The sequence below is a fragment of the Sphingomonas swuensis genome (assembly GCF_039538045.1).
Classification (GTDB): Bacteria; Pseudomonadota; Alphaproteobacteria; order Sphingomonadales; family Sphingomonadaceae; genus Sphingomicrobium; species Sphingomicrobium swuense.
The window spans coordinates 920,134-936,292 of the sequence record NZ_BAABBQ010000001.1 but is presented as its reverse complement, the minus strand read 5'-3'; the positions used below and the strand labels follow the sequence as shown (position 1 = coordinate 936,292).

Here is a 16,159-nt window from a genome sequence, read left to right as displayed (position 1 = left end):
GAGCAGGTTGAAGGGGAGGTCAGCTTAAGCGTTCCGCTCCATTCCGTGCCCCGCGAAGGTTCGCTTGATTGGGCTGCAGCAGATGCGGAAAGAAATTCTGCCGCTAGGAGCAGGCAAACGCGAACGAAGTGCATTCCGCACCTTAGGCCTAAAAAGACTACCTGCAATGGCATGAGAGCACATAGATGGTATCGAATGTGCGCAATGGGTGGAAAGCGGACATGAGGTCCGTCAGCCGTGTTGCCGAAAGGTGATCGCATGCAGGGTGATAATTGCGAGGTTGTGCGCTCTTGCGATAATCTCGCATGACCACAATGGGTCGTAAGCAGACCTTCAGCTGATTGTTCCATGCGGACGATTTAACTTGCGCTTACCGCAGGTGACGTGGAGGCCAACAGCTCCGCTGCCTTTGGATCTGCTGAAGTGTCCCAAACTTATGAGGCGCCATTGATCGGAAGGGCAAACCGTGCGGCGATGCACGCCGGCCATCTCGACTAATCTCTTCAAGGGGCGATGTAGGCCGCCTATGGAAAGTGTGACCGGCTGCCCAGGCGCACATACTGCAGAATGGACTTCAGGCTAGCTTCTGCTCCATGCTCCTTCTGCCCGTTGCGCGGGTGCGGGGCGTCAGCGGCTGGGCCGGTCGCGCGTGACGGATCCAGGTCCCGTCGGTTGCTGAGTGTGGCGCTCGGCACCCCCGCTCGGCCTCTTACACCGAACGCTTTACGATGCTTGCGAGTTGGTCCTGCCATCTTCAGTGCAACCCGTCAGGCATTGCGGGTCTGTCACTTAGCACAGTCATAATGTTGCCATGCACCGATGCGGCGCGCCCTCTGGGGCAAACTACTATCTTCCACCAGGCCACCGCTTAGGTCGGCAACCGTTTGCCTCACTCGCGGTACTTGCGTGTGACGACCCCAGTGTCCGATCGAAGCGTCACGCCGATGACTAGCGAGATAGCGTCTTCTACGTCTAATCTCATCCGGATGAGGGATGCGTCGCATCCTTGGCCTTCGTCGTAGATTGCACACACCAGCCAGTGATCGCGAGGCATGCGGCCGATCACTTCGTCGCGCGTGCTAATGATGGCTACGGCTCGAGGGTCCCTTGGATTGCCAACCTCGCGGGCGATGCTGACCTCTTCGCCTACCCAGCATCGTTCAATGGCTTCCCTATACACGCGTCCGCTGAAGATCGTCACCGGATAGATCACGGTAGCATCCGAACAAGTTACGACTGTTGAGCTCGGGATGGTACCAGAGTTACTAGCCCTTGGGGAAAGTTGCAGCTCCTCGCGCTGTTGATCCAGCACTTGTAGAAGCATCATCCTCACGCGGGAGGAGGAAATCAGCAGTCGTGTGTCTTCCTCAACTCGATCGAGGTACTCCTCGGCAGCCGACTTGCCGAAGTCCTTGCAAAGACGGTCGCTCTCTCTGACAAAATGACGGCAGGACTCGGCGACATGCCGGATCAATTCTGCCTCCATCTTTTCACCTTCCATCTCGCCCCCTTCGGGTGTCACCGATTGATGCTGATCCTCGGTCGTCGATGTCGTTGATCAGCGGAAGTCCCTCTGGTTTGTGGCGCCCCAAATCCGCCTGGTGTGCTCTTCGATGTGCCGTATTCTCCCTCAACTTGCACGATTCTAGGGAGAGGATCGCAGTCGCCTCGTAGCGACTGTGAACATTCAACATGCGGAACGCCGCCTGCACATGCGCTTTGACGGTGCACGGCGAAATTCCGAGTTCCCGGGCTATGACCTTATGTGGCTTGCCGCGCGCTACCAAGACAATGACTTGCTGCTGACGTTCTGTGAGATAGGCCATCACCAATGCTCCCAGATAGGAGCTCTGTTTAACTCTCATTAATATCTTCGCGCAAGGTGTGCGGATAATGCTTGTATGGAGCGCAGGCATTTTTATCTCCTCGGCTTTCGAATCGAAGAGACCTGATGCTCAAGCATCGTCCGCAAGATGCTCATACCTGACCCTTCCGGACTGCTGCCTTTTGTCAACCTGGGTGTGACGCGACCGATAAGACGATCGTGGAGCCACAGCTCACACTCCACACTTTGGCAAATCTTGCGCGCAAATCTGAGCGCCTCAGCGTCACTGCGTGCCTTGATCATATGCGGAGGTCCCACGATGCGACCATCCGAAGCGAGAGGACAAAGACTATACTGTTCGTCCGCGCTCATAAGTTTATGATTACAAAGACTTGCACTCACATCAAGAGCCAAAAGGTGCCCTGAAGCCGACCTCGTTACCAAGGAGCAGTTGCGCATCTGCCTTAGGGCTTTCGGCTCCATGGACATGCACAAAGTCCTGGCAATATGTCGCGATCGGGTCGAGAAGGAGTTGCGGAAGGACGCCTTCTCGACCCTGACCGAAAGCTACTTAGGGGGGCAACTCACGGCCTTCGCCCTCCTTATGCCGTGCGAGGAGCAATGCAACACCGGCGCAAGGCGGTATTGGCCGAAAGGCTTTGGCGCGGAGGACTCATGTCAGGAACAGTAAAGCGAGCCTTCGAACTCGCTCCTGAGTGCACTACAATTGAAGAATTGCGGTTTAGGCTCCGAGCCGAGGGTTACAGCCTCATCGGCGAGCACCTTTATGGCAGCAGCATTCAGAAAGAGCTGAGAGCCAGGCTTCGAAAGACGCCTGCTCGAGACTTCAGAGAGGACTGAAGGGGATCGTCGCTTATGTCTGACCAAGCCAGCCGCGAAGAACCCACCAGGAATTTGCTTCAGCGTCTGTTCGCGGCGACCTCTCCTGAAGAGATAGCGGCAGTGCAGTGCATTGTTGACCGTGACGAGAGGATTGCCGCCGCTCGCAAGCTACTGAGTGTTGCAGCGGCGAGGGTGAAAGATGAGCACGGTGTCGTGCTGCATTTTCCTAGGCGAGATGTTGCGTGAGAATGGCTACACGCATGGCGGCGCTGCGCTAAATTACCGAGCGGGCATACCAGAGCTTAGCTGCAGCGACTTCCTCAGCATCTCAGACGGTGGTTGGCGACCCGATGGATTAGGAACACCGAGTCGCCGCATGCAGGATGTTCGGGTGCGCGAGCATAAGCAAGGGTCTAGCCTGGGCCATTTTAATTTGCTGATAATATGTATCTGCGAGCACGCGGGGGGAGACTGGGTGAGAGCAGCGATGCGCTCACCAGTCGTTTTCTGCTTCATACCACGACAATGATGCTCTCAGATGTGGGCAACGCGAAGACCTAAAGGGCTGTTAATGCGCAATATATCCGTATGCAGATAAGGGCTGCGCCAGCAACGGACTGCGGAGATTAAGGTGAGGCCCCGAGAGGCGAGAAAGTGCTTGCCGGGCAATGCGGCATCGCAGCCACTCAAGCAGGCTCTTGAAACTGAATTGCCGACCTTGCGGCACCGGCTGCGCACTGACGCTCTTCGACTTTGCAGCAATTCCGTTGAGGCCGAGGATCTCAATCGCATTGCGTCAGAAGGGTGCTCAGCGCGAGGCTCTTCTACAGTTTCCGATGCCCTCAGCACAAGGGTCCAAACTTCAGCCGCAACTTCGCCGACCGCAAGTTGACTCTCGCACCATCGAGAACGGCGTTCGGGCTGCACTATCCGCAGATTGGGATCCTAACTCGCGTGGCAAGCCCGTTTCGTCGAGGTCTATTCTGACGGCTTGTGACCAAGCTGCGTTATGTCCGCTTTGGGTCTGAAGCGGACCGTCAGCTAAGGGTGAATAGCCGACGTTAGAGATGGGCTACTTTGGCGAAGTCCGCGACTACCTTCAGACCGCAAGTTTTGAGATCATCTTCCCAGCAATTATCGTAAGCGCTTCCTACGGTTCTACCTGCATTTTCAATTTGCACCTGATAAGTGACGAGGGTTCTCCCTTGAACTTCCCGCCAAGCATCATCGGTTGGAATAGTCGCTCGCAGAGCAGCGTCCGGAGCACCTGCGGTAAATCTAGCCGCACTGGCAAATGAGTTTCCAACGGCCGCGGCAAGCCGCTGGGTGAGACCGTCGTCTCCTCCGACGAACACTTTGACCGGTGTGCTGGTCAGACTCGCAGGACTCTGGGTCGTCTGACAGCCTCCACAAAGCATTAGCCCTACGAGAAGCGCAACAATTCTCATCAGGCCACAGTTGCCGATGACGCCAGTGTCCGCAATGGGTTTAGAGCCGAATGTCCGCTATGGCTGGAAAGCGGACATAGCCGTGTGGCTAAACTCAGCTCAAACTATCCATGACGATGTCGGCGTAGTCCATCGGCTGGCATTCTGCGTCGTAACGGGCAAATGCAGGACCGTAGCGCCGGTCGTAGAGTTCCGAAGCGGCAGCAATGCCTCCTAGAGCTGGCGCATCCCGCTCCACTCCGCGCCTCCGAGCTTCGTCCGGGCGAACGTCCAAAAAGATCACAAAATCCCATGTGTCGCGTAGCTCGGGCCGCTGTAGAAACGTGCCGTCAACGATAAGCACGGCATCGTCCGGCGCTCGCTCCGGCGACCACACCAAGGGCTTGTCTCGCTCCAGGTCGAATGAAGCCGTCACGTAATGCAGGTCGCCGCTAGCACCGAGCGGATCGAGGAGCAGCTGGCGCATGGCGTACAGGTCACGCGCGTCCTCGTAGTAGCCGTCAGGCGACAGCCGACCTCGCCGATGTCTTTCCACGCGCGGTCGATGAAAGCCGTCAATCAATGCTCGTATTACGAGACGTCCCCGCTGGTGCATCGCGACGGCGAGCGCGTCGGCAAAAGTAGTTTTCCCAGATGCTGTCCGGCCGTCCACCGCCACCCGGGTAGGATGCGACAAGCCCAATTCGTGGATGCGCTTGGCGACGCGTTCAGTCGCTCGCTGATTGCCTATCATCCAATTAGCTTATTGGCACGGAACTAATGTCCGCAATGGGTCGAAAGCGGACACTAGCCTAACAGCCGAGCCAGGCATGCTTTACACGCGTCATTGGCGGCCGCTGGCAAGTCGAAATTCCCTATTCGATTCGACAGTATCTTACGAGTGAGCGGTCTAAAATGAAGCCATGCTGATCAGTCCAGGCATCGCTGTTCTCGGGATCTTTGTCGCCTTGATTGCGAACGTATCCGCACCTCATGAAGTCGTGGTGGGATCAGCTCGCGCGAATGATGGCGCCTCTTTGTTGGTTGGTTCCTATGAGGTCCGACTTTTTGACATCGACGCACCAGACTTCGATCAGACTTGCAAGCGGGCTGGGGTCTCATGGCATCGCGGAGCTCGAAACGGCCAGAAAGCTGTGCGACTTGGTAACCGGGCGAGAAGTGCGCTGTGTCTCACGTGGAGCGGAGCAGTACGAATGCACCTTGGCAGTGTGCACAATTGGTCAGTTAAATATCAACCGCACGATCGTTGCAACCGGCCATGCCGTGGCCTTCCGTCGCAATACTTTCGACTTTGTGTCGGCGAAAGGGAGCGCCATGGTGAACTGCCGCAGGCTTTGGTCGAGTGAATCTCAATCTCTCCCATGCCTTTAGGTCGATTTACCCGTCGGCGCCCACTGCACGCCGATCAATTGTGCGAAGCCAGCTCCGGCCGAAAGCGTCATCAAACGATTGGGCCAGTCGTGCAAAGGCCAACTGCAACTTCAAGGGTAGTCGCAATGTAAGGGTGAGTGGATCTACCATGCGCCTGGGTTGGGCCACTATGATCAGATCCACCCGGGGGACATCTTCTGCACCGAAACGGAGGCTCAGGCGGCCGGCTATCGAAGATCGATCGTTCGGCGCTGAGCAATGATTCGGCCTAAGCTCATTGCGCTAGGTTCACTTATAGGTCATGGCACAACTAAAACTACATACACTGCCACTGGAGATTGAATTGGAACAGAGCGACCTCAACAGCACGCCCGTGGAGCTTGCCACTGAGCTCACGATTGCTTGGTTATCTAACCCCAACACGCGAGCACAAGCCGAAGAGGTTCCAGCCTTTCTCCAGAAAATGCATGAAGCTGTGACGTCTCTCGAGGATGGTTCAGGTCGTGCCGAAGCATCTCAGCCAGAGGCACAACATGAGCCGGCTGTCACGGTGCGCAAGTCGCTGGCTTCGAGGGATCATCTGATCTCTCTGATCGATGGCAAGCCATACAAGAGCTTGCGCCGGCATCTTACTCGCCACGGCCTCACGCCCGAGCAGTACCGCGAGCGCTACAATCTGAAGGCCGACTACCCGATGGTCGCTCCTGCGTACTCTGACTCGCGGCGAGAGATGGCCAAGAAGATCGGTTTAGGCAACAAGGGAAGGCAGGCCAAATCCTCCACCGCGCCGAAGGTCGAAAGGACAAAGGGCACGCGGCGCCGCCAACCGAAGGTAGAGGCCGAGGCGTAGCCGCAAATACAGAGTTGGTTACTGGGCCGGCTGCTGCGCCGTGGGCCTGCGTGTCTTCGATCAAGAAACGTGGCCGCTTGGTCGAGTGCTGAGCCCACTCGTCTCGACTATGTGCTTCTGCCAATATGAGAGCTCGCATGGATTAAGGTTCTCGCAATACAATGCCAGGCTAAGTAGCTGGATGATCAAGCGTCTTCTCTGCGTCGCCGGTCTCTACGGTAGTCTCAATGCCCATCCAGCTTTGGCCTGTCAGTGGGAGTTTGCGCCCGAGCCGATCCAAGGCCCTTCGGCATCGTTCATCGCCCCCCGCATGGCTGCGCAAGCGACTTTCATCGATGTGGTCATGGCCGAGGGGGCAAGTGCGGTGAAGGTTCCGCCGGGTGCGCGCCCGGGGGCAAGCCAGGCACTCAGCTTCCGTGTTCTGAAGCGGCTCAAAGGCCGGTCAGCCGATCGCTTCATCCTCTTCGGAAACCTTGGCGAAGCCAAGCCCGGAGGTGATTGGGGCATGACCCATTGGGTGGACAAGGAAGGCCGCATCTACCCGCATGCCAGCTTGCACGAGGGCTCGGTGACGATGCTGGAGAGCATGAGCAGCTGCGATCCGCCGCAGCTCAGCGTGGCTCCTGGGCGAGTATATGTCGTGCTCCGCGAGGCTGACGGACGACTACTCGGCCGAGTGAAATGGCACGAGGGAATGGAGACTGCTGGAACTCCGATCGCATTGGCCAGCCTGATCAATCTGGACGACTTCACCTTCAAGTTGATCCAGTCCACCGATGCCTTCAATCGCGACAAGCTGCCGGAGCCCGTCGACTCCGCTGAGCCCGGTCGGGCCACAATCGTCCTGCGGCGTCCTCTTGAGTTGGAAGGGGCGCGAGCCCTTCTTAAGACTGCAGGCGCGGTTCCTTACGGCGCAGTGACTTCGCGGGGCGGTGTCACCAGTGACTATCGGCTTCGATCTGACTATGCGTTCGAGCGGCTGCTCGAAGATGCGCTGCTCTTCGCCGATGGTGTGGCGACCTCGCCTAAGCAGCTCAAGGCATTGGCCGAGCAGATGGTTGAAGGTTTCTCTGCGGCTACGTTCGACGACTACGATCCAAGCTTTGGCATCGTGCCAGCTATTGTCGCTGTTGCGGAGAGCAAAGAGCAGGGTAAGGCGAGCTTTGTTGCCATCGACGTGGTGGCAGACGCAGCAGCCCAGGCGCGTCTGGCGAGGAACACGGCAGTTCTTCGGGTCGAGCCTGCACGGCGGGTGCGTCTGGCGGTCGCGGCGGGCACCGTCGACCCTGTTGCAACAGCGTTGCCGGTCCGGTCCGAACTGTTCCCGCGACTGACTCGGCTTTCGGGAAAGGTCCTTGCGCCAGCGACAGTAGACGGGCGCTGGCGCGTCATTGGCAGCTACGAACTCTTCAAGACGGTGCCGTTAAATCTGGATCTAAATGCTGGAGTGGTCGCGGCTACGGCTGATTGTTTCGGATCGGTACGAGGGCGTTACACGTTGGATGGATTGGTGCTGAAGTTGCGCCTTGCAAAGCCGGACCTAACGAAATGTCCTAAGACCATGGAGTACTGGTCGCTGGAGTATCTGTTCGGGGACAAGGACTTTACAGTCCGTGCGGTCGACAGTAAGCTTCGACTGGAAGGCTCAGCCGGAAGCGTCTTCACATTCGAACGCTGAGGTTATGTCACGGCTCGTGAGTTCATGCATTCTGGATCGGGAAGAGCGGACCTTCTCCATCGCAAGCATTAAATAGAGACGTCCGATCATCTCTTCGTTTCACGAGCCATTCAGCAAGATGATACTGATGGATAGACGATCGTACGAGCGCAGGTAGATTGTTTCACTAGCGTGATCACTCGCCTGTTTTGTTCTCCCAAGCACAGCTTCGCCAGCGCTAGCGGCTCAAGCGACGCGCCGCTGAGTAGCTTTCTTTGATGCGCACCGGTGGCAGGTCCGGTAAATCGAAGCTTTGAAGCTTATGCCAAGCGATGGCTTTTACGCTGACGAAGTCTCAACGACGCATTCACATCCGAGGAGCAGGCGGCGGAACTGGCGGCGAAGCAGGCGTCCTTGGTGAAGCAATCAAGACTTCATCGTCGTAACAGTTGCCTCGCCTAAACTTCGTGCCTGGTGGGCAATTGCCCTGATCTGGAGGGTTCAGGAGCGGGTGCCCGCACACGTTGTTCACTTGAATTTCTGGTGCATTGAGATTGGTACGCCGAAACGAGGCTTCAAATTGACGATCGCATTCCTGCACGGCTTGCAAAGCTTCTTCCCAGCTTACTCCTTTGCTGCCACGCTGAAAAGCGATCGCAGCTGCGGCGTCCTGACGCGCCGCGGCCGTAGAAGCACTGCTCGGCACAACTTGCAGTACGGCGCCCTGTCCGCAAATTGAGTGAATAAGCCCGAGTGACTTGGGCTCGCTAATCTGAGCAGCATAGGCTTCCCAGAACAGCTCTTCGCCAACCCTCGCCTGCATGTCTGGTCGGCCGGGCACCCCAACACTCAGAAACCCTCCTTGGATGAAAAGCCTCGTATCTGGCGGAAACACGACTAGGGGGCCATCGCCTGTGTCGGCGCGAAAACAGCCTTCGATCAGAACCAACCTTAGCTGAGTGTATTTGTACTCCATGGTAGTGATCCTCAGGCCATCGTTTTGCGGCTGCGGACGCGTACGGAAGAAGGCTTTAATCCCACCGGCAATCGATGGATCCAGAGAGCGCCCCGGTGGCGTTGCGGCAAGCAGCCGCTTACCCTCGATGTTTGGGCTTGGCTTGGCCGTGGTCGGCGGCACGCGAAGGATAGTGAGCCGACCGTTAGCGTCGAGAATGGCGCCGTATGGCAAGCGCTGAATGAGCCCACGCCCAGGCACATTTGCTTCTACTTCCAGAGAAGGTGGCGGAGGATCTCGCCAACGATGAAAGGTGCCGTAGCTATCGAGTATCGCGAAGGTGGCGAACACGAAAGCTGCAAGGAGCGACAAAAGGGCAAGTAGCAGCGCCGGGTCGTGGTGCCTCCACTCGGTCACGGTTCTCTGCGCCGCTTAATGCGCGAGGCGGGCACGAGCAGAACCGAACCGTCCGGCAAACAACGCAATGTCCCGAATTGGTCCGATAGCCACATCGACGTTATCCGAATATATGCGCTGCAATGGATGAGGCGCCGGATCGCGCATGCAGGTCTCGGTTGTACGATCCGGACCGAAGCGCACGCCACCGTCACGCTCGCCGGGAGCAGCACGCCATCGCCCCTCGGTAGCGCCGCACGACTGCGTCAAGTGGAAGCGATTGCCCGCAAGGATCACCAAGGTGCCACCACCTCGATCAATGAAAGTGAAATTTGTGCCTGGCTTAAGGCGGGTTGTCACCCCGTCCGAGGTTGAGGGTACCTCACCTGTACGCCGAAGGCGCATCGCACCTGCTGTTGAAGATAAGAGCAAGCCATCGAGGGTGCGGCCAATTCGCGGCTCGGAGACATTGATGCGCTTAAAGCGAGGATCATCCCTGCCGGGCATGCAGTTGGCTAGTGTAGAGAGACCACTACCATGAAGAAACAGCTGCCGCTCGTATGCGAGCGCAAGCCCCTCGGCGTGGTTGCATCCGTCCCAAAGGTAATAGGCGTTACGGGTGAGAATAAGTTCAGGCGGCTTTGCACCATTGCGCTGGGCCGCCGTAGCTCCCCCCTCCAGCTCATAGCGACCAGCAAGCGCGGCGGCTTCGCTGCTTCCACGACGATCCAAGCCGCCAACCATCCAGTGCCCGCTGCCAGCCAGCAAGATCTCGCCATTTGGTCCGTTGACGTAGCGTAACGCTCTACCCATTGCCTCAGTCCAGCGTTGGCTCTGAGCGCGTGAGGCAGGATTGCAGCTGCGCGGTGCTCGCCGTCGCGGGCTGAGCGTGACAGTGTTCGAAGACGCCTGAGCCCAGATGCCTTCCGAAACCAGGCACGGTGTCTCCAGTGTGAAGCGGTCTCCCTCAATCGTAAGCGTTGGGCCTGACCGCGCGCCAGGCATTTCGATCGGTTTTCCATCAAGAGCTCCAAAGCTCCATGCTGTGCCGATCAGCGGCATGGGCGGGATTACTTCTCGATCGTGTGACGACGGGCTCGTCAGCACCAGCTCAAGGCGCTGCTTATCGCCGACAATCGCAACCCGTTTACGTCCTTGCCATTCGATCCCGAGGTGCACTGGCCAGGAGGTTCTGAAGGCCTCTTTCTTGCTCATCAAACGGGGCGCCGCATGCCATAGCGGTGACCGTGACGAAGCCGCCAGAAAAGCGACCTTCATGCGCCAAGACCTAGTCCGCCAAAGCCGTTGCAACCAACATGACCGCCGAAACTCTGCTCATTGAAAGTAAGAACGGACAGCTTGCCTCCTCGGCCTACATTGAGAGCTCGGCCGTCGAATGCGATGACACGCCACTCTCCAAAGAGTCTGGATTGTGCTTCCGCAGACGGAGCATCGGCCGTGTTGGCTGGTGAGCACGCGGCAAGAGCAAGGAGCAGAGGCACAAGACGACGCATCCTCTGACTAAACCTATGCTCGGGCGAACAGCACCTTAACCGCTGCAAGGGCTTCCCTGATTAATGGTCGCGTTATGCGCTCTTCTTACTCACGGAACCCGGAGCGACAAACCAGCGCACCAACTGTGCGCATCGAGCGGGTATGTCCGCTGGCCCTGTTGCCGGGCCGCCTGTCGAAGATCCACCAACTCTGACGGCCTCGCCTAGTCGGAATGTGCGTTTGTCGATCAGAAGATTTTGCTTGTTCAGTAAACGTACGGAGCGGCGGGCAAACACCAGGAGCAGACTTTCGCCTCCAGAGTTTAGCACCAAGCACCCACCCTGAAGAGCGAGGATCCCTTCCGCGGCCGCAGTGTGGAAGGTCGGGACAGGTCGTTCGCGCACTGCTGCAACCTGCTGGTAAGTTGCGAATTCGAGTGGGCTAGGCTGGCGAACGGCATCCGCCTCCGTATCAACTCTGCTGCCAGAGTTTGCGTCCTCCTGGCATGCCAATAGAGTTACCAACGAAGCAATCAGGATGGAACGGCAAAGAAGCGCTCGAGGGACCATGCTGATCGACATATTTTTAAGTTTCACGCTTGTGCATGCGGCAAAACCGTTTTTAACGTAGTGAGGGCTAGAGCTTAAGTGCAACGCTTGACTTCTTGCCTTATAGTGCTTCGCTCTGGACGAAGGCCGCGTTGCTTGTCTGCTCTTAATGATTTCGGCTAAACGGCTCGCAAGTTAGCACTAGCTGTGCTGTTCGAGTCATCGGCGCTGACACTGGCGAATGAGCGGCGGCGATGGCTGTCCCGTCTTCTGCTCGGCAAGAAGCAAGTCCGCCTCCATCTGTTGACAACTTTCCGCAGCAGATCCGAACTTTACTGAACCTGCGATCTGCTCGGCTACCTTACAATCGGCTGCGGACCTGCAGCGGATCCATAGCAGCGTATCGTTCGGCTTATACCAGAGAAGGACCGCAGTGTCGGGACCACCGCTCATTGCCGTGATGGAATAGGTAAGCTCGCCCCCTTCAGTCGAGGCGCGGTGTACCGTGAGACCGTTAATGAGGACGGACGAACCAAGCTGCGACAAATCCGGGCCAGTGTCTCCGTAATCGTCTCTCGTCGTTAGTGTCAGGCCGATCGAACGATAAGTGAGAACGGGCAACTCATCAAAGAGAACACAATCTTTACCCAGACCGCCCTTCATGCCGCAGCGATCGTCGTATCCTCCAAGCGTGAGATCGCGAGGGAACCGGAATGTCGTCGCGCCATTTTCGATCGTTCGCCAAGATGGCGGAACTGCTACGTTCTTAACTGGGATTTGGTCTTCCCCGCACCCCATGAGTAGGAGCAGCGCGCCGGCTAAGCGCACGTGAGCTGATCGAGTCTGCTTCATAAAGTCATAACGCTGCAGGAGAGCACTTGGGTAATTCCTTAGAGCAATTGGTAAGCTCGGCGATTCCTGCTTTATGGTAAAATTGTGCCGAGCAAGTTCACTCCGATTGTGACGGACGTACCCACAACCAGACAATGGCTGCTTGACCGCAAAAAGCTGTGAAAACAGCAGCGCGCGAGTTCATTAGCCTGCTTCTGTTAGAGGAGGTGGAGGAGGCGCAGGTGGAGGTGGCGGAGAAGCACGTTGCGGTCTTGTCTCGAGGTGTCGTCTTGGTGACCGGTATTCAGGACGCCCCCGCCAAATCAGAAGTCCAGCGCAACTGGTTCCATAGTGCTGCAAGGGCACGGCCCATATGGAGTAGTCGGTGACCGTAGCGACAACGTTTGTATAACCGGTCAGGTTTGCGTCCGTTCCTCCACTACAGCTCTCCGGCACGTGTCTGAAATCAGAGATCGTAATCCGGACAATCAGCAGGCGGGTGAGTAGACCTGCTATAGGGTTGCTGTTGAGGTGCGAGCGCGACTCTCGAGCGTTGCGATCATAGGCTTGTTCACCCTCGTTCCTTGGCAGATCGGCAAGCGGCAGGAGCCATGTGAACAATGCTCCCGCCAGCCATAAGCCAACAAAACCGACGAAAAACCTTAGACAGCCGTTCATTTAGTGTCAGTCGCTATGTGCAAAGTAATGGGAAACAACTCAGCAGTATCACTCTGCGGATTTCACCGGAAGTGACAAGTCGCATCGGAGCTTATCGTTTTAAGCTTCTACTTAGGATTAAGCCAAACTCTTCATTGGCAATCAGCAAGCGTCCACCACTTAGCTCTTCAACCCAGGGATTGGAGTGAATTAGCGGCAAGATGTCCAACGCTGAAGGTAACGATGGAGCGTTGTAATCGGGAGAGCGGAGCGCCGCACATTGAGGCTTGGCTGGCAGCGCTTCTTGCCCTTTGTTCATCAGGCGTCCATCGTGCGTGTAGACAAAGGTCAGGTCATAAGCAGGACAGCGGTCGTAGCTCAGTCGACTGCTATCTATGACGATGCTTCCAGGGACGTCAGAAAGACCGATGCCCGAGAAACCACCGCTCCGCTCATAACGGGTCAGCTCTTCCATCCGCCATCTTCCCTGAATTGTCGTTGCAGATGGCATAAAAGCAAGCCGACGCTGTGCCGGACGTTCCAGCAGAAGGATCGACTCACCTGCCAAGAGCTGCAAACGCCCATTTGCCACTTGCTCAATCACCGGTGATCGATCGAAAAACGAAAAGTAGCGCATGTCGCGCTCCTCTCGTTCCTTTCCGCAGCCCATCGCAGTCTGCGCTCGCGAGCCAGGCACAGCAACAAAGCGGCCATCGCGCACAAAGCCGGTCACTCCCGAGTAGTTGCACTCAATTCTGAGCCCCACCCCCCTCTCGCTGAAGTCGGCAAACGCGCTTCGCGTGCTGCCAATTTTTCTACCTGGCGTGTAGCCTTCAAAGCTTACCACGTCCCATTGACCCGAAACTTCTTGCGTACCAACTGCCCGGGACGCGGGCTTCGGCAGAGATGGTTCGCTTGAGCCAATCTGAGTGACTGGACTTACGCAGGCCTTCAGCAGGCATGCGGCAACGGCGATGCTGGCAACCCTCGACATGAACAACGTCTAAGCGTTCCGCCCTGAACATCTGCTTTCACAATCACCCGAGGGTTCGTTCAGGTGAGGTGAGACTTGCCACTTCAGTCGTGCGAAATGACGACGCTTATCCTGCAGACTGTTCATATCACCGTAATTCATCAAAGGAGGGCGAACCCTCTGCAATGGCCTTCGTTGTCGCTGTGAAACCCAGACTAGGTGGATCTTGCCTTCGGATAGAAACATAGCTGATGATCGTCGGAGCGAACCGCAAATTCTTGTCGAGCTTCTTGAGCGCGAGATGATTACCTTGCACCCATTGCTGTTTCGCTACGCCTCGAAACTCTGCGGCAATCGCGACCAAGCCGAAGACCTTGTGCAGGAGACTTTTGCCAGGGCGCTGCGGTTTGACGAGCGCTTTGAACCCGGAACCAATCTTTTAGCGTGGCTCTTCGTCGTTTGCCGAAACATCTTCCTCTCGGATCGGCGTCGAGCCCGACACCAGTCGCCTTGGCATGATAGCGTTGCCGAGCAGCTGCTGATCACTCAACCTCATCAACAACAACACGTTGAGTTGCTGGAGGTAGCAGCGCTTCTTGAAAGGCTTCCCACCTATCAGCGCGAGGCTCTCGTCAGCATCGTTTTAGAGGGGGCGACTTATGAGGAGTTGGCGAAGAGCACCGGTAGATCATTGGGCACGATAAAAACTTGGGTTCATCGGGCGCGCGTAACCCTATCGAAGGCTGTCGAGGGCACCATGCTGTCACGACATAGCGATTGATTGCGGCATGCTGAGTGTCGGGATCGGTCCGGACGACATTATCCAAAGCCGACGGTCCGCTCCCGATGCATTGCGGAAGTTTGCGCGATGGTCTGGCGCGACCTGGTGAAGTTCGACGCTAAGCGGATAGCGGACCATTTTTACGAGGTTTGAGACCATAGATCAGAGCGCTATTGACGCCCCGCACATGCTTAGATGGTGCGATGCAACTTGAGGCCGGGGAGCGCATCACTGCGCTCACCCGACCTCCCCCCAAGCCCGCGTCACGGTCTCAACCCCATATCAGTGCCGCACATGGCCGCCAAGCATGCCCCTTGCTCTTGGGCACGAAATTGCACAACCTTTCGTCGGCGACTCGGTGTTTTTAATCCATCGGGTCGCCAACTTGCTTGGGGCCTCTTCTTAGCTTGGCTCGCAGCTCATTCTAAATTCCGCTGCCTTGAAGGTGCTCGCTAATCTGGCGGTAGCCTTCCGTGCGGAGCCGAAGCCTTATTTCGTCGATTGTTGTGCACTCTGGTGCAAGTTCGAAGGCTCGCTTCACCGTTCCTGACATGTTTCCTTCGCCCCTTAAACTTAGCTGCCATACCATCTTTCACATGTGTTGTGTTGCTGGCGGCAGTTGTTAACGGGGACGGAAGCTGCAAGCTGCTCCCCTAAGTGGCTTTCGGTTAGGGTCGAGAAGGCAACCTTCCGCTACTCCTTCTCGACCCGCTGGCGGCATATCAACGAGAGATTGGCGCGTGGCTGAAGAGACATGCGAGCTGGCAGCGCAGCTTAGACTTCGCGCGGCACAACTTCGGAAAGACGCAGACCTGCATAATGATGATGCCTTATCGCCAGTTCTGAGAACGTTGGCAGATGAGCACGAGCGGCGGGCCTCTTACCTCGAGGCTGCTGATGAGGTCGCTTCGGCGATCTTCGGATGCAGCCCGCCTGGTGATGAGCCGCAGCAGTGATCAATGATCAGGCGCCTGCTGCTGTCGCTCCATTTCAGTTGCCTCTTCTTCAAGGTCAGTTGCCAGTGCGCGTAAATGGTCAGCCGCAACCTGATCTCCCTTTTTTAGCTGCCAAGCGGCGGCATTCCTCGGCGCGCTCACGATAGCGCTCGATTTCAGACGACATTGGGCACCTAACGCGAGTACCTTCACTGAATGCTGACGATTCAGTCACGTTCCCGACTTTTCACGTGTGCAATGAGGAACAGCGTCGGTGTCTCAGTAAAAATGTAATGTATGATCTTGTGCTCGGCCGCTGTTCTCCTCGGGGCTGCGAGAGCAAGCTTGAGGCAGCTCGGCGAGCGTACGCGGTGCAGGTCCGCGAGGCAGGACCGAGTACGGAGATTCGGATCACTGGCCGTATTCTTGTGCAGGAAGCGAGTGCGGCCGGCGATGACGCGCTCGCGATCGCAACCCGCGATGAGATAAGGAGCCATTGCCGAATATTGAGGCAGCGAGTGCGAGCCATACTCGACGAGAGACCCTAATTCGACATTCATCTTGAATCCCTAATCCGTTCACTACCGGTCCTGCA

The 16,159-nt window shown here is 57.1% G+C and carries 11 protein-coding genes; 4 read left to right on the top strand and 7 right to left on the bottom strand.

Annotation, left to right across the window (positions count from 1 at the left end; translation table 11 throughout):
• Nucleotides 1-889 precede the first annotated feature (889 nt).
• The 3 genes from ABD727_RS04720 to ABD727_RS04715 all read right to left on the bottom strand — a co-directional run bounded on the left by ABD727_RS04720 (nucleotide 890) and on the right by ABD727_RS04715 (nucleotide 4,849).
• On the bottom strand, nucleotides 890-1,501 hold the full coding sequence (locus ABD727_RS04720) for an HIRAN domain-containing protein (RefSeq protein WP_344706228.1): 612 nt from the start codon (nucleotides 1,499-1,501) through the stop codon (nucleotides 890-892).
• Complete coding sequence (locus ABD727_RS13935; protein ID WP_425566801.1) at nucleotides 1,491-1,826, bottom strand: helix-turn-helix domain-containing protein; 336 nt, start codon at nucleotides 1,824-1,826, stop codon at nucleotides 1,491-1,493. The genes ABD727_RS04720 and ABD727_RS13935 overlap by 11 nt, the downstream gene beginning before the upstream one ends.
• Before the next feature lie 2,384 nt (nucleotides 1,827-4,210).
• Entirely contained in the window at nucleotides 4,211-4,849 is a 639-nt protein-coding gene (locus tag ABD727_RS04715; RefSeq protein ID WP_344706227.1) for a nucleoside/nucleotide kinase family protein, read from the bottom strand.
• Between the two features lie 779 nt (nucleotides 4,850-5,628).
• Here ABD727_RS04715 and ABD727_RS13985 point away from each other — a divergent pair.
• From ABD727_RS13985 to ABD727_RS04705, 3 genes are all read left to right on the top strand, one after another.
• Nucleotides 5,629-5,742 (top strand): sunset domain-containing protein, encoded by a 114-nt coding sequence (locus ABD727_RS13985; RefSeq protein WP_486387603.1) that lies wholly within the window; start codon nucleotides 5,629-5,631, stop codon nucleotides 5,740-5,742.
• Between the two features lie 88 nt (nucleotides 5,743-5,830).
• A complete protein-coding gene (locus ABD727_RS04710) occupies nucleotides 5,831-6,337 on the top strand; it encodes a Ros/MucR family transcriptional regulator (RefSeq protein WP_425566758.1) in 507 nt (168 codons plus the stop codon).
• A gap of 181 nt (nucleotides 6,338-6,518) precedes the next feature.
• A complete protein-coding gene (locus ABD727_RS04705) occupies nucleotides 6,519-8,015 on the top strand; it encodes a hypothetical protein (RefSeq protein WP_344706226.1) in 1,497 nt (498 codons plus the stop codon).
• A gap of 346 nt (nucleotides 8,016-8,361) precedes the next feature.
• Here the strand turns inward: ABD727_RS04705 and ABD727_RS04700 are convergent, their stop codons facing one another.
• The 4 genes from ABD727_RS04700 to ABD727_RS04685 all read right to left on the bottom strand — a co-directional run bounded on the left by ABD727_RS04700 (nucleotide 8,362) and on the right by ABD727_RS04685 (nucleotide 13,512).
• Nucleotides 8,362-9,300: a hypothetical protein gene (locus ABD727_RS04700; RefSeq protein WP_344706225.1), complete on the bottom strand. Its 939-nt coding sequence runs from the start codon at nucleotides 9,298-9,300 to the stop codon at nucleotides 8,362-8,364.
• 81 nt (nucleotides 9,301-9,381) lie between these two features.
• Nucleotides 9,382-10,623, bottom strand: coding sequence for a hypothetical protein (locus ABD727_RS04695; protein WP_344706224.1), 1,242 nt, complete (start codon nucleotides 10,621-10,623; stop codon nucleotides 9,382-9,384).
• A gap of 983 nt (nucleotides 10,624-11,606) precedes the next feature.
• Nucleotides 11,607-12,239, bottom strand: a complete 633-nt coding sequence (locus tag ABD727_RS04690) for a hypothetical protein (protein WP_344706223.1) — start codon at nucleotides 12,237-12,239, stop codon at nucleotides 11,607-11,609.
• A gap of 748 nt (nucleotides 12,240-12,987) precedes the next feature.
• On the bottom strand, nucleotides 12,988-13,512 hold the full coding sequence (locus tag ABD727_RS04685; RefSeq protein WP_344706222.1) for a hypothetical protein: 525 nt from the start codon (nucleotides 13,510-13,512) through the stop codon (nucleotides 12,988-12,990).
• Nucleotides 13,513-14,149: 637 nt separating this feature from the next.
• Between ABD727_RS04685 and ABD727_RS04680 the strand changes: the two genes are divergently transcribed.
• Nucleotides 14,150-14,629: a sigma-70 family RNA polymerase sigma factor gene (locus ABD727_RS04680; RefSeq protein WP_344706221.1), complete on the top strand. Its 480-nt coding sequence runs from the start codon at nucleotides 14,150-14,152 to the stop codon at nucleotides 14,627-14,629.
• Nucleotides 14,630-16,159: the final 1,530 nt, after the last annotated feature.